Genomic DNA, 24,011 nt, shown 5'->3' with positions numbered 1-24,011 from the left:
AGGCGAGGCTGGTGCCGCATCCTCACCACGGACCTCAGGAGTACGCGATGCAGCGCAGCAAGTTCCTCGTCGGCGTCGTCGGCGGCGCGACCGCCGTGGTCGCGCTGGGCGGCCTCGGCACCTGTCTGCTCTCCGGCACCGAGTCGACCAGCCGCCTGGACGAGTACAGCACCGCCTCGGTGGACGGCCACAGGGCGCTCGCCGCGAGCATCGTCGCGGGCCGCACCGAGAGCAGGTTCCACCCGCTGCCCTGGATCGGCGACAACCTCTCCGGCGTCACCTGCCCGAGCGGCCTCAAGGCCGTGGCCGGAGCCACCATCACCTGCACCGGCAAGAAGAGCGACGGCCTGACCGTCAAGATCCCCGTCCGGGTGACCAAGGCCGACGCCAAGAGCGTCACCTGGACGTTCGAGCGCTGAGAAGGGGTCGCGCCACACCATGAGCACCGTCCTGGCCGGACACAGCCTCGTCAAAACGTACGGCTCCGGCAAGTCGACCCTGCTGCACACCCTCGCCGGGATCATCCGGCCCGACGGCGGGCAGGTGCTGCTGCGCGGCGAGCGCATCGACAGGCTCGGTGAGAACAAGCTGAGCGACCTGCGCCGCAAGCGGTTCGGGTTCGTGTTCCAGTTCGGCCAGTTGCTGCCGGAGCTGCCGCCGAGGAGAACGTCGCGCTGCCGCTGATGCTGGAGGGCGTGCCGCGCCGGCAGGCCGTCGAGCGCGCCCGCCGCTGGTTCGCGCCGCTGGGCCTGGAGGGCCTGGAGGGGCGCCGCCCCGGTCAGCTGTCCGGCGGACAGGCCCAGCGGGTCGCCATCGCCCGCGCCCTGGTGATCGAACCCGACGTCGTCCTCGCCGACGAACCGACCCGCGCCCTGGACCAGCGCACCAGCACGGAGGTCGTCCAGCTCCTGACCTTCGCGACCCGGGACACGGGCGCCGCCCTGGTCATGGTCACCCACGACGCCGACGTCGCCGCTCAGTGATCGGCGCGCTGGCCGCGTTCGCCGCGATCGCCAGGAGCCGGCCACTGCTGCGGAAGGTGACGGAGGGACCGGCACAGACGGCTGACTGACGCCGTACGACCCCGGCCCCGAGTCCGGGGGCTCCTTCCGCTGAGGCATGATCGAGCCATGACCGTCCCCACCCGGCAGGGCGCCCCCATCCGCGTCCTCATCGCCGACGACCAGGAGATGGTCCGCACCGGCTTCCGCTTCTTCCTCGACGCGCAGCCCGACATCACCGTGGTCGCCGAGGCCGCCGACGGCGAGGAGGCGGTGGCGCTGGCGCGGCGGGAGCGGCCGGACGTGTGTCTGCTGGACATCCGGATGCCGAAGCTGGACGGGCTGGAGGCGACCCGGCTGCTGGCCGGCCCGGACGTGGCCGACCCGATGCGGGTGGTCGTGGTGACCACGTTCGACCTCGACGAGTACGTGTACGGGGCGCTGCGCGGCGGCGCCTGCGGGTTCCTGCTGAAGGACTCGGGGCCCACCCTCCTCGCGGAGGCGGTCCGCGCCGCCGCGGCCGGCGACTCGCTGGTGTCGCCGTCGGTCACGGTCCGCCTGCTCAAGCACCTCACCGCCCCGCAGGCCGAGCCCGCCGCCCCTGCCCCCGCAAGGCCCGCCACGCTCACGGAGCCCCTCACCGACCGGGAACTCGACGTCGTCCGCCTGGTCGCGCTCGGCCGTACGAACGCCGAGATCGCCGCCGAGCTCTACGTCTCCCTGTCCACGGTCAAGACGCACCTGTCCAGCGTCCAGCTCAAACTGGCCGCCCGGAACCGCGTCGAGATCGCTGCGTGGGCCTGGCAGCACGGGCACGCGCAACACGGCGCGTGAAGCGTCCGCACTCCCGGTGGAGCTCACTCGAACGGTCCTGCGCCGCTGGTGAGGCGGTGTGCACGATGGTGCGCTGAGGACACGCGTCACGTTCTCAGGAGGCACTCGCCATGGCCCGTCGTCCGTCCCGGCCCGTCCGTCTTCTCACCTTGGCTCTCGCGACCGGCGCCCTGCTGACCACCGCGGCCTGTTCGGACGACGGTGACGAGGAGTCGGGCTCGACGGCGGCCGCCGCGTCCCCGGCCGCCGAGAGGTCCCCCGCCGCGAAGCAGCTTCCCGCCCTCACCGAGGCGCAGGCGCTCGCCGCGCTGATCACCGAGGCGGACATCGAGGACGACTGGACGCAGGTCAGGCAGACGGAGGCCGCCAACTGGGACGAGGGCCTGCTCATCGGCCGGGTCGACGTCGCCGACTTCGTCACCGCCAGGGCGGACGCCGCCGACTGTCAGCGGCTCCTCGACTCCCTCTTCGACGACGACCTGCTGGGCGAGCCCGCGGGAGCGTCCGCGCTGCGCGGCTTCCAGCAGGGCGACTCCCGCCTGCTGTACCAGGTCGCCTCCTATGAACGGACCGACCCGGACGACTCCTTGGCCTGGATGAAGAGCCTGCCGGACAAGTGCGACCAGTTCACCGCGACCGACGAGGGCGGCGACCGGCGCACCGTCCAGGTCGTCGACGCGCCGCTGCCCGACGTCGGCGACGCCCGTCAGGGCCTGCGCGTGACGGTGAAGGGCACGGCCGCAGGCGAGCCCGCCACGCTCACCCTGGACGTCGCGGCCGTACGCGTCGGCGCGGACGCGATCACCGTCACGGGGGGCGGCCTCGCCGGGGGCGAGGCCGACTCCGTCCAGCAGGCGGTGGAGCAGGGCACCCAGCGCCTGAAGGACGTCCAGGCCGGACGGACACCCAAGCCCGCTCCGTCCGAGATCGAGTGACGCCCACGGCTCTGCCCCTCTCCTGCGCCAACCTCCTTGTCCGCTCTGCCGATTCCCGGGACAACGTGATCAACGGAGCGGCACAATGGCGGCGATGGCCGGTTTCGGTCGTGCGTGCGAGGAGAGGACGAGTCGTGAGTGATGGCCACACCCCGTCGGGCGGGTCGGCGAAGCTGAACACCGGTGTGGCGCACAACGCGCGCGTGTGGAACTACTGGATCGGCGGCAAGGACAACTACGAGGTCGACCAGCAGGTCGGTGAGCATGTCGCCGGGATGTTCCCGATCATCAGGGACATCGCCCGCGCGGACCGCGACTTCCTCGGCCGTGCGGTGCGCTTCGTGGCCGAGGAGCGGGGCGTGCGCCAGTTCCTGGACATCGGCACCGGGCTGCCGACGGCGGAGAACACGCATGAGATCGCCCAGCGGGTCGCGCCCGACTCGCGGATCGTGTACGTCGACAACGACCCGATCGTCCTCGTGCACGCCCGCACGCTGCTGACCGGCACCCGCGAGGGGGTCACCGCCTATATCGACGCCGATGTCCACGACCCGGACGCCATCGTCGAACGTGCCGGCCAGACCCTGGACTTCGGCAAGCCGGTCGCGGTGATGATGCTGGGCATCCTCAACTTCGTCCTGGACTACGACAAGGCCCGCGACATCGTGCGCCGCGTCCTGGCCGCGGTCCCCTCGGGCAGCCACCTGGTGCTGACGCACCCGACCTTCGACTCCGAACTCGGCGGGGAGGGCCAGATCCCGGCGATGAAGTTCTGGAACGAGAACGCCACTCCGCCGATCACGGCCCGCAGCGGCGCCGACATCGCCGCGTTCTTCGAGGGTCTTCAGCTGCTGGAGCCGGGCATGGTGTCCTGCTCGCAGTGGCGCGCCCCCGACTCGGCCGCCCCGGTGCCCCAGTACGGCGCGGTCGCCGTGAAACCCTGACGCCGACAGGGACCGCACGAAATCGGCACGGACCGGCACCCGACCGGCCGAGCTCGTCGAGGAGACCGTATGACCACCCTTGCCGATCCCGTCCCGGGAGGGCGTCCAGGTGACGTCGAGCGGGCCACCACGCTGAGCGGCGAGTTGTCCGGGCGGGGCGTGCACGGGATCGTGCTGGCGTACGTCGACACGGCGGGCATCGGCCGGGTGAAGACGGTCCCGACGGCGAAGCTGGCCTCGGCGGCGGCCTGGGGCGTGGGGATGTCACCGGTGTTCGACACCTTCCTGGCGAACGACTCGATCGTCACCACCGACGTCCTCGGCTCCCCGGACGGCGATCTGCGCCTCTACCCCGACCTGGACCACCTGGTGGAGCTGGCCGGGCAGCCGGGCTGGGCGTGGGCGCCGGTCGACCGGATCACGCAGGAGGGCGAGCGGCATGCCGCGTGCAGCCGTACCTTCCTGCGGCGCACGGTCCGGGAGGCCGCCGAGCGGTACGGCATCACCTTCCGGGCGAGCATCGAGATCGAGTGGGCCGTCGCTCAACCGCCCGGCGCCGACGGTGAGTTCGTGCCCGCGGTGACGGGTCCGGCGTACGGCGCCACCCGGCAGGTCGCGTTGAGCGACTGCACGGCCGAGCTGCTGGCGGCGCTCGCGCGGCAGGGCGTGGAGGTCGAGCAACTCCATCCCGAGTACGCGGCGGGGCAGTTCGAGCTCTCGGTCGGTGCGCTCGACCCGGTGGGGGCGGCCGACCGCAGTGTGCTGGTACGGCAGACGATCCGGGCGGTGGCGCAGCGCCACGGTCTCGCGGTGTCCTTCGCCCCGGTGGTCCTCGGGCAGGGCGTCGGCAACGGCGGTCATGTCCACCTCTCCGCCTGGCGCGACGGCGTGAACCTGCACGCGGGCGGTGACCGCCGGCACGGCATGCGCCCCGAGGCCGAGTCCTTCGCGGCCGGCGTCCTCGCCCACCTCCCCGCTCTCACCGCGGTGACCGCGCCCAGCCCGGCCAGCTATCTGCGGCTCAAACCCTCCCAGTGGGCAGGGGTGTTCACAGCGTGGGGCCGGGAGACACGGGAGGCGGGGCTGCGCGTCGTCACCGGCACGGCGGGCCACCGTGACCAGGCGGCCAACCTGGAGATCAAGCCGGTGGACCTGGCCGCCAACCCGTACCTCGCCCTCGGCTGCCTGATCGCCGCCGGGCTGGACGGACTGGCGTCGGACACGCGGTTGCCGGAAGAGATCATCGGGGACCCGGCGCATCTGGGTGCGCGGGAGGCAGCTGCCCGCGGTGTCCGCAGACTGCCGACCTCGCTGGCCGAGGCCGTCGCGGAGTTCCGTACCGACGAGCCGCTGCGTGCCGCCCTCGGCCCGGTCCTCGCCGACGCCCTCGTCGCCGTACGGCAGGGCGAGGTTGCCGCCGTCGCCGGGCTGGACGACGACGGAGTGGCGGCGGCCTACCGCTGGACGTACTGACGTGCGCGCCACAGGTCCGGTCCACGAGGCGCTCGCGGCGCTGCCGCTGGTGGACCACCACTGCCACGGGGTGGTCACCACCGACCTGGACCGGGACGGCTTCGAGTCCCTGCTCACCGAGGGCGAGCCATGGCCCGGCATCTCGCCCTTCGACACCCCGGCGGGCGTGGCGGTACGCCGCCACTGCGCCCCGCTGCTCGATCTGCCGCGCCACGCCCCCGCCGACGTGTACCTGGCCCGGCGCGCGGAGCTGGGGTGGCAGGAGGTGAACCGCCGGTTCCTGGCCGCCGCCGGAACCGACGCGTTCTGCGTCGACACCGGGTACACCCCGCACCGGATCACCGCGCCCCGGGAACTGGCGGAGACCGCCGACGGGGCCGCGTACGAAGTCGTACGGCTGGAGGCGGTCGCGGAGGCGGTGGCGGCCGCGGGGGTCGAGCCGGACGCGTACGCAACCGCGTTCCGCACGGCGGCCGAGGAGGCCGTACGGCGTCCGGGCGTGGTGGCCGTGAAGTCGGTGGCCGCCTACCGCACCGGCTTCGCCCTGGACCCGGCGCGCCCCACCGGCGCGCTCGTCACCGCGGCGGCGCGGCAGTGGCTGGCGGACGGCGGACGGCTGGCCGACCCGGTGCTGGTCCGGCACCTGCTGTGGACGGCGGTGGACCTGGGGCTGCCGCTCCAGTTGCACACCGGTTTCGGCGACAACGACATCCGCCTGCACCGGGTGGACCCCACCCTCCTGACGGACTGGCTGCACCTCACCAAGGGCACGATCCCGGTCCTGCTTCTGCACTGCTGGCCGTATCAGCGCCAGGCCGCCTATCTGGCGGCGGTGTTCGAGCAGGTGTACCTGGACGTGGGCCTCACCCTGCACCACGTCGGCCCCGCCCGCGCCCGGGCGATCCTCGCGGAGGCCCTGGAGATCACTCCGTTCCGCAAGCTGCTGTACAGCTCCGACGCCTATGGTCTGGCCGAGTTCTACCTGCTCGGCGCCCTGGCGTTCCGCCGCGGCCTGGGCGACCTGCTCCAGGACCGGGTGGACGCCGACGAAATGAGCCTGCCGGACGCGCTGCGGATCGCGGCGTGGACGGCCGGCGACAACGCCCGCCGCCTCTACGGACTGCCCACCACCGAAACCGCCGCCGAAACCGGCTCCGCTCCCACCCTCGCGCCCGCTCCCGAATCCCGTCCGCACCGCGACTGAGCGTTCGCAATTCCCGGAAAGTATGATCAAGCAATGTCTGACATGACCGAAACCACGCCCGGCTGGCTGTCCCCCGACGAGCTGGAGTCGGCACGCGCCCGCATGCCGATCCTGTACGTCGAGGCCGTGCCCGTGCGCGTCGACGACAGCGGCGAGGTCACCAGCATCGGCCTTCTGCTGCGCATCGGACCGGACGGAACGGTCAGCCGGACCCTGGTCTCCGGCCGCGTGCTGCACCACGAGCGGGTCCGCGACGCCCTGCTGCGCCACCTGGAGAAGGACCTCGGCCCGGTGGCACTCCCCCGCGTCCCGACCTCCCTGCAGCCGTTCACCGTCGCGGAGTACTTCCCGACGCAGGGCATCACGCCGTACCACGACCCGCGCCAGCACGCGGTCTCCCTCGCCTACGTCGTCCCGGTCACCGGCGACTGCCGCCCCCGCCAGGACGCACTCGACCTGGTCTGGTTCAGCCCGCAGGAGGCCCTGTCCCCCGCGGTGCAGAGCGAGATGCCGGGCGGGCACGGGGTGCTGCTGAAGCAGGCGCTGGCACATGTGGGCTGCGTGATCTGACCGGCGAGGGGGCTGCGGGGCATGTCCGTCGTCACGGTCGGCGCCGCGGTCGTCGGTGCGTCCGTGGCGTACAACCTGGCGTGCCGCGGAGCGCCCATGACCCTGATCGACCGGGATCAGAGCGTGGACCGGCCCGGCGGCCCCGGGGACCTGCGGGGTCCGGTCCTGGCGTACTGCCGGCGCCTAAAATCGCACATAAGGTTTCATTAGGGTTTCAAAGGAGATCCGTTGTGAGCGCTCCTGGCGACAACCCCGGCTACGGGAGCATGCCGCTCGACCGCACCGGCCAGGCCGAAGCCTTCGACGCCATCGGCGACCGCTACGACGAGGCCTTCCCGCACAAGGAAGGACAGGTCGCGTCGGCCGAGTGGCTCATCCGTTCGCTGCCGGCCGGGGCCCGGGTGCTGGACCTGGGGTGCGGCACCGGGATCCCGACCGCGCTCCAGTTGACGGAGGCGGGTCTGCGGGTCGTCGGTGTCGACCTGTCGGACAGGATGGTCGCGCTCGCCCGCAAGAACGTGCCCACCGGGGTCTTCCACCAGGCGGACCTCGCGGATCCGCGGCCCGGAGGCCCCTTGGACCTCGGCCGCTTCGACGCGGTCGCCGCCTTTTTCTCCCTGCTCATGCTGCCGCGCGCCGAGATACCCCTCGCGCTGCGTACCGTCCACCACCTGCTGGTTCCCGGCGGCCTGTTCGCGCTGGCGATGGTGGAGGCCGATGTGGACGACTTCTCGATCCCGTTCATCGGACACACCATCCGCGTGTCCGGCTATCTGAGGGACGAGCTGCGCGAGGTGGTCGAGGCGGCGGACTTCGAGATCGTCGAGGAATCGTCGTACACGTACGCCCCGGCGAGCGTGGATGTGCCGCCCGAGGTGCAGATCTTCCTGCGCTGCAAGCGACAAACCTGAGGACCCCGAAAGGACGGGCGTGACGAAGGAGCTCGGAGCCGACGCAGGCACCGGCGGGCAGGCAGCCGGTGCGCACGGACCGGACGCCGCCGGGCGGCAGACCGACAGGCTCCGGTACCTCGACGCGGCCACCCGGCAGATCGCCCGCGGCATGAACCTGGACGAGACGCTGCACGAACTGTGCCGGGCGGCCGTTCCGGCCTTCGCCGACACGGCGTTCGTCCATCTGTACGCTCCGCTTCCGGTCGGCGACGAGACCTCCGCCTCCCCCGGTGTCCTCGAACTGCACGCCACGGACCGCGCGCCCCTGCACAAGGCACGCACGTGCAGATCCGGGCCGCCGTCAGCGACCGCCGCCCCCGTCCAGCCGGCGGACGTCGTACACCCGGCGGCCTCAGGCCCGCTCCCCGCACTGCTGCGGGCCGGGCGGCCGGTGTTCGCGGACACGGCGGACATCGCTTCCGCGGTGACCGAGTTGCTGGACGCCGGCACCCCGTCCCGGGCCGTACCGTCCGGACGACGGCTGATCATCGCTCCGCTGCACGGCCGCAACCACGTCATGGGCAGCGTCGTCCTCATCCGCGAACCGGGCCGGCCGGACTTCACCGCGGACGATCTGCTCGTCGCCTCCCAGCTCGCCACGCACACCGCGCTCGGCATCGACAAGGCGGTGCTGTACGCGCGCGAGGCCTCGGTCGCCGACGCCCTGCAGCGCACCATGCTCCCGGCGTCGCTGCCCGAACCGGCCGGGGTCCTGCTGGCCAGCCGCTATCTTCCGTCGTCGCGGACCGCGCAGGTCGGGGGCGACTGGTACGACGCGATCCCGCTGCCCGGCAACCGCGTCGCGCTGGTCATCGGCGACGTGATGGGCCACTCCATGACCTCGGCCGCGATCATGGGCCAGCTGCGCACCATCGTGCAGACCCTGGCCGGTCTCGACCTGCCCCCGGACGAGATCCTGCACCACCTCGACGAGCAGGCGGAGCGCCTGGGCAGCGAGCACACGGCGACCTGCCTGTACGTCATGTACGACCCGGTACTGCACCGGATGCTGATGTCCAACGCCGGCCATCTGCCGCCGGTGCTCCTGCACCCGGACGGGCGCACCGAGGTCGTGCACCTCCCGCCCGGAGCGCCGATCGGCGTGGGCGGCGGTGGATTCGAGTCCACCGAGATGCCCGCACCGGCCGGAGCCACCCTGCTGCTGTACACCGACGGCCTGGTCGAGTCCCGCGACTCGGACGTGCTGGCCGGGGTGGAGCGACTGTGCGCACGACTGCGCACGGCCCCCTCGGGAACCACGCCCCCGGAACTGGAAGGGCTCTGCGACCAGGCGCTCGCCATGCTGGGCGCGGGTGAACGGGACGACGACGTCGCCCTGCTCGCCGCCCGCTTCGAGGGCATCCTGCCGGAGACCGTCGCGTACTGGTACATGGCTCCGCGTCCGCAGACCGCGCGGCAGGCCCGCCGGCTGACCCGCCGGACCCTGCACGACTGGGACCTCGACTCCCTGGTGGAGTCCACCGAGCTCCTGGTCAGCGAGGTGGTGGCGAACGCCGTGCGCTTCGCCTCCCGACCGATCGTCCTGCGGCTGCTGCGCACGGACGTACTGCGCTGCGAGGTGGAGGACGACTCACCGCTGGTCCCGCGGATGCGGCACGCCCGACTGAGCGACGAGGGCGGCCGGGGCCTGTTCCTGGTCGACCAGCTGGCCCGGCGCTGGGGCGCCACGAGGGTGAGCACCGGCAAGGTGGTCTGGTTCGAGCAGCCCCTGCCTTCCGGTCAGGACCCCGGCTGACGGAGCCGCAGCCGGGGGTGGGCCGGACGTCTGCCCCGCGGAGCGAGTAGCGAGACGTCAGTACGGCCCGCCGCCCTCGCCGCCCTGGTCATGGTCTTCGTGCCCTGGCCACGGCTCGGCCCCGAGCCGCAGGGGAAACCGTCGTCACGAGTGGAGGCCGGCTTCGCCCACGACACGGATGCCCGTCTCCTCCCCCGGTCCGACCGGCACAGGCCCCGCGACTCGGACGGCGATCGGGGTGTCGTGGCCCTCGACGGCCACGGTGACCATGGCGTCGTGGCCGTAGTAGCAGATGTCGGTCACCGTGCCCTTGACCGCGTCGCCGGAGTCCGCGTCGGCCAGGCGGAGTTGTTCCGGGCGGAGCAGGACCGTGCCGGTGTCCGGCCCGTCGGGCGGCGCGGCGAGGGGTACGGGGCCCAGGGCGGTCAGGGCCGTGCCGTCGGCGTCGACGGTGCCGGGGAGCAGGACGGCGTCACCGACGAAGTCGGCGATCCAGGGGTCGGCGGGCCGGCGGTAGAGGTCCTGCGGGGTGGCGCACTGGGCGACCCGGCCGTCCCGTACGACGGCGACGAGGTCGGCGGTGGACAGGGCCTCCTGCTGGTCGTGGGTGACGAGGACGGCGGTGGCGCCGGTCGCCCGCAGCGCGGCCCGTACGTCTGACCGCACTCCCGTCCGCAGTGCGCTGTCGAGGGCGTTGAACGGCTCGTCCAGGAGCACGAGTTGGGGGCGCGGGGCGAGCGCGCGGGCCAGAGCGACGCGTTGTTGCTGGCCGCCGGACAGCTCGTGCGGCATGCGGTCGCCGTATCCGGCGAGGCCGACCAGCTCCAGCATCTCCTCGGTGCGGCGCCGTCGTTCGGCCCGGTCGGTGCCGGTCAGTCCGAAGGCGACGTTGCGGGCGACGCTCAGGTGCGGGAAGAGGGCGCCCTCCTGGGGCACGATGCCGATGCGGCGGCGCTCCGGCGGCAGGTGGACGCCGGGGCCGACGAGGAGGCGGTCGCCGAGGCGGACGGTGCCCGCGTCGGCCTGCAGGAAGCCGGCGACGATTCGCAGGAGGGTGGTCTTGCCGCAGCCGGAGGGGCCCAGGACCGCGGCCAGCGCGCCTGCGGGGACGGTGAGTTCGAGTCCGCGCAGGACCGGCTCTCCGGCTCCGTAGGACTTGGTGAGTCCTTCGACGTGCAGTGCGTTCATGTCCGGTGCCTGCCTAGGAGGTACGAGGGGACGGCGGCCAGCAGGATCAGCGCGGCGGCGTAGGGGGCGGCGGCCGCGAAGGATCCGGCGCCGGTCTCCGTCCACAGCCGGGTGGCGAGGGTGTCCATGCCGGTGGGGCGCAGCAGGAGGGTCGCGGGGAGTTCCTTCATGCAGACCACGAAGGTGAGCGCGGCCCCGGCGGCCACGCCGGGCGCGGCGAGCGGGACGGTGACCTCGCGCAGCACCTGCCACGGCCGTCGCCCGAGCGACCGGGCCACGTCCTCCAGGACGGGCGGCGCCTGAAGCACGGCCGCGCGGGTGGCGGCCACCGCGACCGGCAGGAAGAGGACCGCGTAGGCGCCGACCAGCAGCGGGAGTTGCTGGTAGAGCGGGTAGGCGTAGCGCACGGCGAAGAAGACCAGGGCGAGCGCGACCGTGATGCCGGGCAGCGCGTGTCCCGCGTATGCGGCCTGCTCCAGCAGGCGGGCACCGCGCCCGCGGTACCGGGCGGCGATCACCCCGACCGGCAGAGCGAGCAGTGTGGTGAGGCCCGCGCCCGCCGCCGCGACCCCGAAGGTGGCCCAGGCCGTCTGCGCGAGTCCGCCCAGGTTCCAGGTGGCGGAGCTGCCGACGGCCAGCCAGTACCCGAGCGTGCCCAGCGGGAAGGCCACGGCGACGGCCGTCACCGCCCCGCACCACAGCAGGGCGAGCGGCTGCCACCGGCCGAGGGCGACCCGAACCGGCGGCCGGGCGGTGCCCGTTCCGGTTCTGGCGTGCCCGGCCCGGCCGCGCGTGCGGGCCTCCGCGGCGACCAGCGCGATCGTGATCACCACGAGGACGACGCTGAGCGCGGCGGCCGGAGTGCGGTCGAAGGAGGCCCGGTAGGACGTGTGGATGGCCCGGGTGAAGGTGTCGTACCGCATCAGCGAAACCGCGCCGAAGTCGGAGAGCACGTACAGCGCGACCAGGAGGGCGCCGCCCGCCGCGGCCGGGCGCAGCTGCGGCAGGGTGACACGGAGGAACGTGCCCAGCGGCCCGTGCCCGAGGGAGCGGGCGGCCTCCTCCTGGGCCGGGTCGATGCCCCGCAGTGCGGCGGCGACCGGCAGATGGACGTACGGGAAGCTGACCAGCGTGAGCGCGAGGGCGGCGCCGCCGAACCCGGCGAGGTCCGGCTCGGCCGACAGCCAGGCGAAGGCGGCTACATAGCTGGGCACGGCCAGCGGCAGCGTGGCCAGCACCGACCAGAAGCGGGCCCCGGGCAGCCGGGTGCGGACGGTGAGCCAGGCCAGCGAGAGGCCCAGCACCAGGCAGGCCGCCACGACCACGACGGTCAGACCGAGGCTGCGGCCGAGCAGGTCCAGGGTGCGTTCGTCGGCGACGACGTCCCAGGCGAAGGAAGGACCGCGTTCCAGGGCACGCACGGCGAGATAGCCGAGGGGCAGTAGAGCGAAAAGGGCGGCCACACAGGCCGGGACGACCAGGATCAGGGGCGGTCTGCGACCGGCCCCGCCGAATCCGCCTGCCCTTCGGATCGCTCGGGTACGGCCCGTGTCCCGACCGCTGTCGGGCTCCCGCCCGACCGGGGCGGCGAGGGCTCCGGCCGGGCGCGAGGTGGGCGATGTGGGCACGGCGGTCAGACCAGTCCGACGTCCTGGAGCATGGCCAGCGTCTCCTGGAGGGATTCCAGCTTGCCGAGGTCGATGTCGGGGGACTCCAGGGACTCGAACGGCGGCAGGCCCTCGACCTTGCTGGTGACGCCCGCGGCCAGCGGGTACTCCTTCGTCTCCTCCGCGAAGTAGGTCTGCGCCTCCTTCGACAGCAGGTAGTCCACCGCCTTCTGCGCCGTCGCGCTCTGCCCGCTGTCCTTGAGGATGCCGGCGCCCGCGACGTTGATCAGCGCGCCGGGGTCCTTGCCGGGCAGGAACTTGAGCTTGGCGTTGACCTTGTCCTCGCCCTTCTCCGCGACGCGCTCGTACCAGTAGTAGTGGTTGACCAGTCCGAGGGAGACCTCGCCGGCCTCGACGGCGTCCAGGGTGGCGAGGTTGTGGGCGTAGGTCTTGGCACCGTTCGCCTTCAGGTCCTCGAGCCACTCGCGGGTGACGTCGTCGCCCTTCAGGACCCGCATGCCGGTCACGAACGCCTGGAAGGAGGCGTTGGTGGGCGCGAAGCCGACCTTGCCCTTCCACTCCGGCTTCACCACGTCGAAGACGCTGTCCGGGGCCTTGTCCTCGGTGACCTTGTCCGGGTTGTACGCGATGACGCGGACGCGCCCGGAGAGGCCGACCCAGTCGCCGTCGGACCCCCGGTAGGCCTCGTCGACCTCGTCGAGGGCCGCCTGCGGGAGCTTCTGCAGCATGCCTTCCCTGGACAGGGCGCCCAGCGCGCCGGCGTCCTGGGAGAAGAACAGCCCGGCCTTGGTGCGGTCGCCCTCCTCGAGGATCTGCGCGGCGAGTTCCGCGCTGTCGCCGTAGCGCACCTCGACCTTGGCGCCGACGGCCTCCTCCAGCTTGTCCAGAAGCGGCTTGACGAGCTTCTCGTTGCGGCCGGAGTAGATGACGAGGGAGGAGTCGCCGCTCCGGCTCTCGCCGTCCTTGTCGTCGGAGCCGCACGCCGCGAGGGCGGGGAGCAACAGGCCGGCCGCGACCAGCGCAGTGATCCGGCGAACCGAGGGGCGTCGCATGGTGTGTGCCTTCCTACGGGGCTCGCGGCGAAGCGATCCTGTGGACTTGCTGTGGCTTGTTTTTGACCATGCTATGAATAAGGTAAAGCTTACCTAAACGTCAAGGGCCCTGTGCTGATAACGGACGTTGCCACAGAAAGGGCGCCTCGTGGTCCACCTCTCCGGATCCCTCCCGGCACCTGCCGCCCCCGACACACCACCCGTACCGTGGCCGAAAACCCTTCCGCTTGCGCGCGGACTCGCGGCCTACGGCGACCGCCTCGCGCTCATCACGCCGGACGGAGGGCTGTCGTACCGCGAGCTGGCCGACCGGGTGGCCGCCACCGCCGAGCGCCTCGGGCCTGTACGGCGGCTGGTGTTGCTGGCCGGCGCCAACCGGGCCGACGCGCTCGTCACGCACCTGGCCGCCCTGTCCGCCGGCCACCCCGTCCTGCTGGTCCCGGGCGACAGCGACAGCACGATCCGCTCGCTGACCGAGGCGTACGCCCCCGACGTCGTGGCCCGCCCGCACGCCGACGGGACCTGGACCCTCGACGAGCGGCACCCCACGAGCGCCCACACCCTCCACCCGGACCTGGCCCTTCTGCTGAGCACCTCCGGCTCGACCGGCTCTCCCAAACTGGTACGGCTCTCCCACGACAACCTCCAGGCCAACGCCGAGTCCATCGCCACCTACCTCGGCATCGACGACACCGACCGGGCCGCCACCACCCTGCCCATGCACTACTGCTACGGCCTGTCCGTCATCCACAGCCACCTGCTGCGCGGCGCCGGACTCGTCCTCACCGAACGGTCGGTGTCCGACGCCGCGTTCTGGGAGGAGTTCCGCACCGCTCGCGGCACCTCGCTGTCCGGAGTGCCGTACACCTTCGACCTGCTCGACCGGGTCGGGTTCGAGCAGATGGAACTGCCCCACCTGCGCCGCGTCACCCAGGCCGGGGGCCGGCTCGCGCCGGAACGCGTCGCCCGGTACGCCCGGCTGGGCCGCCGCTCCGGCTGGGAGCTGTTCGTGATGTACGGCCAGACCGAGGCCACGGCCCGCATGGCCTACCTCCCGCCGCGGCTCGCCGTCGAGCGCCCCGAGGCCATCGGCGTCCCCATACCCGGCGGCTCCTTCCGGCTGCAGCCGGTCGACGGCCACGGTCCGGATGCCGGTGAACTGGTCTACTCGGGACCGAACGTGATGCTCGGTTACGCCGACGGTCCGGCCGACCTCGCCCTCGGCCGGACCGTCGAGGAGCTGCACACCGGGGACCTCGCCCGCCGCGCGCCCGACGGGCTGTACGAGGTCATCGGCCGCCGCAGCCGCTTCGTGAAGATCTTCGGCCTGCGGATCGACCCGCAGCGCGTGGAGGCGCTGCTCGAGGAACACGGCGTCGCCGCGTACTGCGCGGGGGACGGGGAGACTCTCGCCGTGACCGCGCTCGGGGATGCGAGCGGGGAAGCCGGGATCCGACGGCTGATCGCGCAGGAGTGCGGACTCCCTGCCCGCGCCCTACGGGTCCGGGCGGTCGCCGAACTGCCCCGGCTGGCCTCGGGCAAGCCCGACTACGAGGCCGTACGACGACTGACGCGCCCCTCCGCGCAGGCGGCACCCGACGCCGGGGAGGATCTGGTCCGCCTCTACGCCGAGATCCTCGACCGCGCCGACGTCACCGAGGAGAGCAGCTTCGTCAGCCTGGGTGGCGACTCCCTGTCCTACGTCGAGATGTCCCTGCGCCTGGAGGAGGCGCTGGGCCACCTGCCCGCCGACTGGCACACGAGAACCATCCGCGAACTGCGGCCCCGTGCCGCGTCCGTGGCGCAGCGGCCGGACGCACGGGACGTATCGGTGCCGCGGCGGGGCAAGGGGGTCCGTGGCGCACTGCGCACCTGGACGAGTGCGGACTCCTGGCGGACCCGCCGCACGCTGGAGACCGGGGTCGTGCTGCGCGCCGTCGGGATCGTCCTCATCGTCGGCTCACACATCCGGGTCTTCGACGTCAAAGGCTTCGCCCACATCCTCCTCGGCGTGGCCGGTTACAACTTCGCCCGTTTTCTCTTGACCAGCGCTGCACGCCGCGAGCGCGTACGGCGACTGTGGCGCAGCATCGCCCGCATCGCCGTGCCGAGCATGGCGTGGATCACCGGCGCGGTACTCCTGACCGACTTCTACGACCCCGCCAACGCCCTGCTGCTCAACACCCTCCTCGACCAGGGCAACGACCGCTTCGACTGGGCCTATTGGTTCGTGGAGGCCCTCGTCTACTTCCTGATCGCGCTGGCCCTCCTCATGGCCGTACCGCTGCTGGACCGTCTGGAACGGCGGTACACGTTCGGCGTGCCCCTGGCGCTCATGGCTGTCGGGCTGGTCGGCCGCTACGACCTGCTCGGCCTGGCGTCCCTCCGCCCCCAGCTGAGTCCCACAGTGGTCTTCTGGCTGTTCGCGCTGGGCTGGGCGGCCGCCCGGGCTCACACCGTGCGGCAACGGGCCCTGCTGACAGGGGTGCTGCTCCTCACCGTGCCGGGCCTCTTCCAGGACCAGCCCCTGCGCACAGCCCTCGTGATCGCCGGGCTCGGGCTGCTGATCTGGGTACCGACCCTGCCCAGCCTCGGCCCGATCAGCGCGCTCATGGGCCTCCTGGCAAGCAGTTCCCTGTACATCTACCTGACGCACTATCAGGTCTACCCCTACCTCCAGGACGACTTCCCGCTCACCGCCCTGTTCGCCTCCCTGGTGATCGGCGTCGGCTACGCGGCTGTCGTGACCCGCGTGGCGCGGACGGTCCGGTGGCTGTGACCACGCCCCTCACACCGCACCGCCCACCGGTCAGGAGTGGGTGACCTTGATGCGGGAGATGCGGACCTCGGCGTAGTTGTCGTCGGCGCACGGCTCGGAGTTGTCGCAGTTGGCCTGCGTGTAGGCCCCTGCCTTGAAGTAGTTGGTGTCGCCGTCGTGGGAGATCGTGGTCTCGAGGCGGCCGTTGTAGTACGCGTCGATCTCGCCGTCCCTGGCCACGAACCTGGCCTCGAACTCGGTGCCCAGCTCGTAGTCGTCGGTGACGAGGTGGTGGTGGCGGTCGTCGCCGTCGGTGATGTAGAGGTTGCTGCGTTCGAGGCGGAAGACGGTGACGTCGTCGTCCCCGCCGTGGACCTGCGCGCCGACCACGTACGGCCGCTCCTCCGGCAGTGCCGTGAACGCCTCCCTGACCACGAGGGTGTGGGTGCCGTCCGTGGTGGACCATGCGGCTTCGTCCTCGCCGCCGTCGGTCATCTCCCGCAGCTCGGCGCGCGGGTAGCTGGAGCCCCCTGTTGTCACGCCGTTGACGGCCGCCCGGAATCTCACCGCTTCACAGCCCGCCTCGGCCCGGAACCAGGGATCGGCCGAGAAGGTCGCCAGCTCGGGCTGGGTGATCTCGGTGGGGTCCTCGTCCTCGCCGGTGGGCAGGGTGAGCTTCCAGTTCGTCAGGTCGAGGGCGTCGGCGGGGTACGTGCACCCGGTGGCCGACCGGTCGTGCGGTGTCGCGGCGCCGACGTGGGCGTGGGCGTGGGCGGACAGCGTGAACGCGGCGGTCGAGACGGCCGCAGTGATGCCGGCCAGCACAAGGGTCCGGGTGCGGGGCATGGAGGGCTCCTCCTGTCGGGTGTGTGCGGTCGGTGCCGACGCGAACCGTAGGCGCCGCGGCCGGGAGGGGTCCCGCAGCCCGCGATCTCACCGCTTCTACGCATGCGTGCGACTGATGAAGGCTCTGGGTAGACACTGCGTACGGTCCGCCCTACGCAGTACGGTTCGATCCATGCGCGCGGGACCTGGGGCCGTGTGCGTTCCGGACTCGACCGAGGGGGAAGATCCGTGCGTTCCGGGGACCAGTTCGCCGACCGCTACGTCCTCAAGGAGGTCCTGGGCGCGGGGCGGGGCGGCGACGTGTGGCTGGCCCACGACACGGTGGTGGGCCAGGACGTCGCGCTGAAACCGGAGCGGACCGACGGCGAGAGCGAGACCGCGGTACGGCGACTGCTGGGCGAACCGCGCGCCATGGCCAAGTTCCGCGACCACCCCCATGTCGTGACCCTGTTCGACGTCGTGACGGTGGAGCAGGAGGGGAAGGGGACGCATCGCGGGAACGACGCGCGGAGCGGGAACGGGTCGCAGTACGGGAACAGGTCGCAGACGTACTGGTTCGTCATGGAGTACGTCCCCGGCGGCGGCCTGGACCGGCAGCCGACGGTCTCTCCCGCGCGGGCGGCCCGCATCGGTGCCCAACTCGCCGACGCTCTCGCCGCCCTGCACGAGGCGGGCATCGTGCACTGCGACGTCAAGCCCGCCAACATCGGCCTCACCCGGCACGGCGCCGCGAAGTTACTGGACTTCGGTGCCGCCTACCGGGTCGGCGGCACCGAGACCATCACCGTCAACGGCCCGTTCAGCTTCACCCCTGACTACGCCGCCCCCGAGCTGGCCCGGGGCAACGTCCCCCGGCCGGCCTCGGACGTGTTCTGCCTGGCCGCAACCCTGTACGCGCTGGTCACCGGTGCGCCGCCGCGCGGTGGCGCATCCCAGGAGGACACCGGCACCGCCGGCCCGGAGGACGCCGGCGAGGAAGCCGAGCGGCTGCGCTACTGGAAGGCCGAGCAGGGCGTCGTGGAGCTGGACGCCGCCGTGGGACCGCTGTACCCGGTGCTCACCGCCATGCTGCAACGCGACCCCCGGCAACGCCCCGACGCCGTCGAGGTCAAGCGGCTCCTGGAGGACATCGCCGGAGCCGATCCCACGACGCCTCGGGACACGGCCACCACCGTCACCGGGCCCCGGCGTCTGCGCCGGCCACTGATCGCGGCCGCTCTCGGCATCAGCGCCGTACTGGCCCTGGGCCTCGCCGTGATCCCCGGCGACGGCGACGACGGGAAGGGCACTCCCGAGCCCGGGCGGAGCCTGCTGGAGGCGGACGCCTCGGACGGCGAACCGCACGCCCTGATCGGCGATCCGCGCACGGCCGATGTGTGCGCCCTGACCGACGCTTCCGCCTTCGACCAGTTCGGCAAGGCGGACGTCCACGTGGACGTGGACTACGGGAACTTCGACCGCTGCGACGTACTCGTGGGCGTCGACGACAAGACCCGGATCGACGTGTCGGTCAGCCTCCGTCGAGGCACACCGCCCGAGGGGTCGAAGCCCTCCCGCACCGTCGGGAGGATCGGCATCCGGGAGGACGAGTCGGAGAGCGACGAGTGCAAGCTGCTGCTGACCTCCGACGGCGACACCGAGGGCACCCTGGTCGGGGTCCGCGTCAACATGGGCAAGGGCTCCGTGGTCGGCGGCAACGCGACCTTGTGCACGGTCGCCGACAAGGCCGCCTCGAGCGCGGCCGAGGTCCTCGACCGGGGGCCGGTCCCCCGCCGTTCCCCGGCCTACCCTCGCACATCGCTGGCCTGGAAGGACGCCTGCATGCTCCTCGACGCCAAGGCGCTGTCCGTCGTCCCCGGCCTCAAGGCCGACGTGCCGGACGTCGGCGTCGCGAACTGGAGCTGCGAGTGGTCGAGCGACGTCGACGAGCTGGATGCGGAGGTGAGCTTCTTCCGCGATCAGCCCAAGTCCGCGGAGGACGGAGCCACCACCGTCACGCTCAGCGGACACCGCACGATCGTCGAACCGGGCGACGACGGCGACACCTGTTCGGCCTTCGTCGAGTACCGCAGGTACAGCGGCCAGAACGCCGAGACGGCCGTCGAGATGGTGCGGCTGGACGTCAGCGGGCAACGGAGCGAGGACCGGCTCTGCGCGATGACCGAGGACCTCGCGGCCTCCGCCGCCGCGGAACTCCGCGCGCTGTGAAGCAAGTTGTGCTGCCGTCTCCTCAGAGCACGGAGTCCGGCCAGTCGTCGTCGTCCTCCATCAGCTCCAGGTCCGGCGGCACGAGGGTCGTCGACTCCACCAGTCCCCTGATCAGGTTGTGCAGCAGGCTGTTGTCGGCGGGGCGGCCCTCGGACTTGTCGTGCAGCAGCGGGTACTTGAAGCCGGTCCCGTGCAGCCGACGGCGTACGGCCTCGATACGGAACTCGATCCTGCGCTCGTTCCACTTGCCCTCGGGGCGGAGGTAGGCGAGCCGCTCGGCCGCCTGACGGTATGTCAGGGGCCTCGGGTCCTCCTCGTACAGCAGATAATGCTGGCCGAGGACCACCAGCAACAGCCGCTCGTCGTCGTCCAGCGACCACGTCTCCGGCCGTACGGTCTCGGCCCGCCGCCGCGAGACCGGCCCCTGGTCGTCGTGGCCCGCCACGTACAGCTCGACCAGGTGCTCACGGTAGCCGGAGCCCTTCACGAACAGCGGGGTGTAGCCGGTGGCGAGCGGGATCGGCTCGGTGGTGAGGTGCATCATCCGGCCGCGCGGCAGCCGGACGAGCTGCTGCCCGGTGTTGCGCAGCCACCACAGCCCTTGACGGTACGTCAGCTCGCCGTGCCGTCGGCTCACCCGCAGGTCGTCCACGCCGACCCCCAGGTCCACGTCCGGCTTCTCACCGCGTCCGAAGCGGACCGTCAGCCCCTGGCGGGGCGGGGCGCTGAGCTCACCGGTGACCGTACGGGCATGCAGTGTCCCCGGCTTGGCGGGCGCCACACCACGCGCGAGGCTGGCGGAGAGGGGCATCGCTGGTCTCCTCGGTTCGTGAGCTTTTCGGTTCTACTGTCGACCTCCCGTCGCGGGACCCCTCCCGCAGGAGGTGAGGGCGGGGGCAGTCACGGAGTCAGTACGCGGACTTCAGCGCTCCCCCAGGAAGTTTCCCGCCGTCCTCCCCGCCCACGCTGCACAGCACCCACCGGAACCCCTGCCTCCCACTCCTCGTCCGAGGACCGCCGGGCCCGCATCTCGCGTAGCAGCCCACGGCCTGCGGCCCCGGCAACGTCACGCCGCGCGCGACCAGGCGCCGCCCCCGCACCGCGCCCCGGCGGCGTGCCGTCCCCTCGGCGCCCCTACACGCCGGCTACCACGTGGAACCACGGCTGCCCGGGTTGGATGGTCGGCACGCGAACCGTCCGTCCGGCCTTATCGCTCTTCCCGACGACGCACCTGCCTGCCATCATCAACTGCGGGTGGCACTTCCTTCACTGTCGTGACAAACGCTTTGGGGTCGGATGGCAGCCAGAGGCAGGGGCGCTCGCGGAGTGCGCAGAGATGTGGACCGAGGTCGGCTCATCGAGGCCTCCAGACTCGCGGCATTCATCCTCAGTGAGGCGGCCAGGGACCGTCGGCGCATCCGCATCGAAGGCGCACGCTGCACCGGGACCCTGGACTTGCGCCAGGCCCGCTTGGACATCCACCTCGAGCTCGTGAACTGCGTCTTCGAAGGCGAGGTTCTACTCGACGGAGCCGTCTTGGAGTCCGCGGACCTCACCGGGAGCACCGCAGCGGGTCTGCGCGCCGACCGGGTCCGGGTCCACGGGGATCTGCTGCTGAACGCGATGCGGATCGGCGATGCCGGAAGCCCGGCGACGCCCACAGCCGATCCTCGACTCGACGGCGACCGCTCCGTCGTCTCCCGTCGTGTGCGCGACGAGTCGGTCGTCGCGGCCCTGCGGCTGACCGCCGCCCGCATCGACGGCGGCCTGTCGCTGGAGGGGACGACGCTCGGCGGCCCGGGGCCCTGGGCGTTGTTCGCTCCCCGGATCGTCATCGGCGACTCCCTGAAAGCCAGCCGCCTGGAGACCACCGGAGGCCTCTATCTCCGGGACGCGCGCGTGGAACAGTCGGTTCTGCTCGACCACGCTGTGGTGGGAGCCGTCGATGCGACGGGGCTGAGTTGTGCGCTCGGCTTCTACGCCGACTGGGGTTTCACGTGCCGTGGGCCGGTACGGTTGCGTGGCGCGGTCGTAGGAAGCGTCGTCACGTTTCACGATGCCACGCTTTCCGAACCCGCCGGCGCTGCCGTGCTCACACGCTTGCGAACGCCTCGGCTCCGCGTGGATTTCCGGGTTCCACCGACGGGAGCACTGGTGTTGCGTGACAGCAGGGTCGGTTCGTACGTCGATTGTCCGAGCAGCTGGCCGGCGCCGGGCCGGCTCGATCTGGAGGGCCTTGTGTATGAACGGCTCGGCTCGACGGAACCCATCGGGGTGAAGCAGCGGCTGGCCTGGCTCGCCAGAGATTCGGCAGTGGGATCCAGCTCCTTCGAGCAGTTGGCCACCTACTATCAGCGAGCCGGCCATGAGCGGTCCGCTCGAATGGTTCGCCATGCTCGCGAACGTCGATTACGACGAGAGGAACGACTGCCGGGGCGCATATGGAGCTGGCTCCAGGATGTCCTCTTCGGCTATGGATACGTGCCGGGTCGTGCACTGTTGTGGCTGGTGCTGTTGGTCGGAATCGGATCGGCTTGGTTCACCGTGCACCCGCCGGGGCCCGTGTCGGGCGGCGCGCGCCGCGCCTGGGATCCCGTGCTGTATTCCCTCGACCTGATCGTCCCCATCGCCAATTTGGGGCAGCGCACGGCATGGGAGCCGACCGGCAGCGACAAAGCGGTCGCGGTACTGCTGATGTCGGCCGGCTGGCTGCTCGCCACCGCGGTGATCGCGGGTGCGCACAGAGCGCTCAGCCGCAACTGATCCGTTGTCCGGCACGGCTGGAGGAGAGGACCAATGGGGTTGGAACCCCTTGAAGCCTTCCAGGATCTGGGGCGCGAAGCGATCGGGGCTCTCGACCCCTGGCTGAACCAGACCTGTCGGACCGTACGCCTCGAAAGGTGGCTGTCCGGTGGAAGTGGAGCGAAGGTCGCGCTGGTCTATATCGAAGAAAAGGGCTCCAACCGTAAGGCGGTGCTGAAGCTGTGCCCGGCGGGCGACAAGACTCAGGACGAGTACCGGAAAACGAAGTCGGCCTGGCAGGACGCCCCGCCCGGGTTCCGCCGTCATCTGCTCCAACCGCTTTGGGAGCCCATCGCGGTACCGGTCGACGGTATGCGTGCAGGAAACCCTTGGTTCATGTTTCAGCGTCTCGCGGGTGGCAGCACCAAGGAAATCACCGACTTTTCACAACTACACTGGGACAAGCGGGCGTCAGCATATGAATGGGTGACACGCGCCTTGCTTCAGAAATGGGGAAGAGAAGACACGAAGCATGAGTTGACGGTCCAAGCTTTCATGAAGGAGTTGTTGCAGGACCGGCTGGACGACGGGAAACCGCTGCGCGACTGGGTGGCGCGAGACTCCAGGCTGTTCGAAGAGCCGACGGATCATCTGCTGTTTCGCGACGAGAGCAAGCCCCTTGTCAATCCGTTCCTGCTCACCAAGGGGACCCGGTGGGGCCAAAGAACCCTGCGCCGCACCTTCTTCGGGAAGGCACACGGAGACCTGAACCTGGGCAACGTACTTGTACCGACGGGTTTCGGCAGGCGGAGCTTCATTCTGATCGATCTCACCCGCTACAGCGAGGCGGCACCGTTGGCGCGCGACCCGGTCCAGTTCCTGCTCTGCATCGTTGCGAGCCGACTGGCGGAGTCAGGGTGTGGCTCTGTCGAGAGGGCGGCCCTGCTGCGAGTCCTCTCGGACTCCAAGAGCTCGCCAGGAGACCTGGTTCTCCCCGAACTGTGGCAGGTGATCTCCAAACATCGGCGGTTCGTCCCGGACTGGGCCACGGAACAGCTGGACGAGTGGGCCGCCAACCGCAACCTGGCCCTCGTGGCCTGTGCCCTGATGTTCTGCGGACGCGAAGGGGTGTCCGAGAAGGACCGCATATGGTTCCTTCGACTTGCTGCGCACGCCGCCACGCACTACGTCGAGGAACTGGAGAGGGAGGACGTGAAGGACTCCATGGAGGATCCGCCGGCGGAGTCGGCCCCTGCCGTCGTCACGGAAGGGCAAGACGCAGACCTCAGGGGCGAGGGCACGGTAGTGCGTGTCGATTTCGAGAGACGGCGCGAAGCCCGACCGCCGGCGCCCCTGACAGGGGCCGCCGCACAGGCGACCGAGCTGGTGGAGCGACTGAACGCCGACGTAGAAGACCTGTATGCGGAGGTGACGGGCTTCAGCTCCTCTTCGCACGGCCGGGATCTGCACATCCAGGCAACAACGGCCCGCTATCTGATGGACACCGTGATCGAAGCGACGCATGAGCTTGTCGCGTTGCAACTCCACCACAGCGGCACGGACTACCGCGGGCTGATCGGATACACCGAAGCGCTGGGAGATCTGAAAAGACAGGTTGAAGCGACACAGCGACAGATCCATCCCCTCGGGGTGCCGGGACGCGAAAACGCAGACCTCCTGCGCATACGTCTCACGGTGGAGAAGCTGCGACAGGTCACGAACGTTCTGCGCGTCGCAGTGAACCAGCTCAGGTAGACCGGAGCGCATGGTGGGCGATGTCGACGAGACGTGGCAGACGGGCGGAGCACAGTGTCTTCCGCGCTACTGAAGCTTGTCGACCAAACCATCACGGCATGCGAGCAAGGCTGGTCCGCGTTGCTCGGAAGGTCCGCTCAGGAGATAGAGCCGGATTCTCTCGA

General features: G+C 71.3%; 18 protein-coding genes and 1 pseudogene. 14 read left to right on the top strand and 5 right to left on the bottom strand.

Annotated features, from left to right (window positions below; all coding sequences use genetic code 11):
• The first annotated feature begins 47 nt into the window (after window positions 1-47).
• From ACZ7L6_RS02860 to ACZ7L6_RS02815, 10 genes and pseudogenes are all read left to right on the top strand, one after another.
• Window positions 48-419 (top strand): DUF4333 domain-containing protein, encoded by a 372-nt coding sequence (locus ACZ7L6_RS02860; RefSeq protein ID WP_471920146.1) that lies wholly within the window; start codon window positions 48-50, stop codon window positions 417-419.
• Window positions 420-438: 19 nt separating this feature from the next.
• Window positions 439-977, top strand: a pseudogene (locus ACZ7L6_RS02855) (ABC transporter ATP-binding protein); the annotation flags it as partial.
• 153 nt (window positions 978-1,130) lie between these two features.
• Window positions 1,131-1,835 (top strand): response regulator, encoded by a 705-nt coding sequence (locus ACZ7L6_RS02850; protein ID WP_471920145.1) that lies wholly within the window; start codon window positions 1,131-1,133, stop codon window positions 1,833-1,835.
• Between the two features lie 110 nt (window positions 1,836-1,945).
• Window positions 1,946-2,770 (top strand): hypothetical protein, encoded by an 825-nt coding sequence (locus ACZ7L6_RS02845; RefSeq protein WP_471920144.1) that lies wholly within the window; start codon window positions 1,946-1,948, stop codon window positions 2,768-2,770.
• Window positions 2,771-2,904: 134 nt separating this feature from the next.
• Window positions 2,905-3,714, top strand: a complete 810-nt coding sequence (locus ACZ7L6_RS02840) for an SAM-dependent methyltransferase (RefSeq protein WP_471920143.1) — start codon at window positions 2,905-2,907, stop codon at window positions 3,712-3,714.
• Between the two features lie 69 nt (window positions 3,715-3,783).
• Window positions 3,784-5,187 carry a glutamine synthetase family protein gene (locus ACZ7L6_RS02835; RefSeq protein ID WP_471920142.1) on the top strand — a complete coding sequence of 468 codons (1,404 nt, stop codon included), beginning with the start codon at window positions 3,784-3,786 and terminating at the stop codon, window positions 5,185-5,187.
• Window position 5,188: 1 nt separating this feature from the next.
• Entirely contained in the window at window positions 5,189-6,391 is a 1,203-nt protein-coding gene (locus tag ACZ7L6_RS02830; protein WP_471920141.1) for an amidohydrolase family protein, read from the top strand.
• 42 nt (window positions 6,392-6,433) lie between these two features.
• Window positions 6,434-6,961 (top strand): NUDIX hydrolase family protein, encoded by a 528-nt coding sequence (locus tag ACZ7L6_RS02825; protein WP_471920598.1) that lies wholly within the window; start codon window positions 6,434-6,436, stop codon window positions 6,959-6,961.
• A gap of 266 nt (window positions 6,962-7,227) precedes the next feature.
• Window positions 7,228-7,872 (top strand): class I SAM-dependent DNA methyltransferase, encoded by a 645-nt coding sequence (locus ACZ7L6_RS02820; RefSeq protein WP_471920597.1) that lies wholly within the window; start codon window positions 7,228-7,230, stop codon window positions 7,870-7,872.
• Complete coding sequence (locus ACZ7L6_RS02815) at window positions 7,823-9,670, top strand: SpoIIE family protein phosphatase (RefSeq protein ID WP_471920140.1); 1,848 nt, start codon at window positions 7,823-7,825, stop codon at window positions 9,668-9,670. The genes ACZ7L6_RS02820 and ACZ7L6_RS02815 overlap by 50 nt, the downstream gene beginning before the upstream one ends.
• A 144-nt stretch (window positions 9,671-9,814) precedes the next feature.
• Here the strand turns inward: ACZ7L6_RS02815 and ACZ7L6_RS02810 are convergent, their stop codons facing one another.
• The 3 genes from ACZ7L6_RS02810 to ACZ7L6_RS02800 form a co-directional block, all read right to left on the bottom strand.
• A complete protein-coding gene (locus ACZ7L6_RS02810; RefSeq protein WP_471920139.1) occupies window positions 9,815-10,858 on the bottom strand; it encodes an ABC transporter ATP-binding protein in 1,044 nt (347 codons plus the stop codon).
• Complete coding sequence (locus tag ACZ7L6_RS02805; RefSeq protein WP_471920596.1) at window positions 10,855-12,390, bottom strand: ABC transporter permease; 1,536 nt, start codon at window positions 12,388-12,390, stop codon at window positions 10,855-10,857. Before ACZ7L6_RS02805 ends, ACZ7L6_RS02810 begins: the two co-directional genes overlap by 4 nt.
• A 101-nt stretch (window positions 12,391-12,491) precedes the next feature.
• Window positions 12,492-13,538: an iron ABC transporter substrate-binding protein gene (locus ACZ7L6_RS02800; protein ID WP_471920138.1), complete on the bottom strand. Its 1,047-nt coding sequence runs from the start codon at window positions 13,536-13,538 to the stop codon at window positions 12,492-12,494.
• 148 nt (window positions 13,539-13,686) lie between these two features.
• Here ACZ7L6_RS02800 and ACZ7L6_RS02795 point away from each other — a divergent pair, with 148 nt between their 5' ends.
• Window positions 13,687-16,317 carry an AMP-binding protein gene (locus ACZ7L6_RS02795; RefSeq protein ID WP_471920137.1) on the top strand — a complete coding sequence of 877 codons (2,631 nt, stop codon included), beginning with the start codon at window positions 13,687-13,689 and terminating at the stop codon, window positions 16,315-16,317.
• Between the two features lie 30 nt (window positions 16,318-16,347).
• Here ACZ7L6_RS02795 and ACZ7L6_RS02790 read toward each other — a convergent pair whose 3' ends face one another.
• Window positions 16,348-17,142: a polysaccharide lyase family 7 protein gene (locus ACZ7L6_RS02790; protein ID WP_471920136.1), complete on the bottom strand. Its 795-nt coding sequence runs from the start codon at window positions 17,140-17,142 to the stop codon at window positions 16,348-16,350.
• Window positions 17,143-17,370: 228 nt separating this feature from the next.
• On the opposite strand from ACZ7L6_RS02790, the gene ACZ7L6_RS02785 reads away from it, so the two are divergent.
• Window positions 17,371-19,350, top strand: a complete 1,980-nt coding sequence (locus tag ACZ7L6_RS02785) for a serine/threonine-protein kinase (RefSeq protein ID WP_471920135.1) — start codon at window positions 17,371-17,373, stop codon at window positions 19,348-19,350.
• A gap of 22 nt (window positions 19,351-19,372) precedes the next feature.
• Here the strand turns inward: ACZ7L6_RS02785 and ACZ7L6_RS02780 are convergent, their stop codons facing one another.
• Window positions 19,373-20,161 (bottom strand): FHA domain-containing protein, encoded by a 789-nt coding sequence (locus ACZ7L6_RS02780; protein ID WP_471920134.1) that lies wholly within the window; start codon window positions 20,159-20,161, stop codon window positions 19,373-19,375.
• A 515-nt stretch (window positions 20,162-20,676) separates the two neighbouring features.
• Here ACZ7L6_RS02780 and ACZ7L6_RS02775 point away from each other — a divergent pair.
• Together ACZ7L6_RS02775 and ACZ7L6_RS02770 are read left to right on the top strand one after the other, a co-directional pair.
• Entirely contained in the window at window positions 20,677-22,113 is a 1,437-nt protein-coding gene (locus ACZ7L6_RS02775; protein ID WP_471920133.1) for a hypothetical protein, read from the top strand.
• Between the two features lie 33 nt (window positions 22,114-22,146).
• Window positions 22,147-23,847, top strand: coding sequence for a hypothetical protein (locus ACZ7L6_RS02770; protein ID WP_471920132.1), 1,701 nt, complete (start codon window positions 22,147-22,149; stop codon window positions 23,845-23,847).
• Window positions 23,848-24,011 lie beyond the last annotated feature (164 nt).

The organism is Streptomyces sp. NPDC107522, assembly GCF_055657525.1.
Note: the sequence above shows the minus strand (reverse complement) of the source record. Positions and strands in the feature narration are given on the sequence as shown.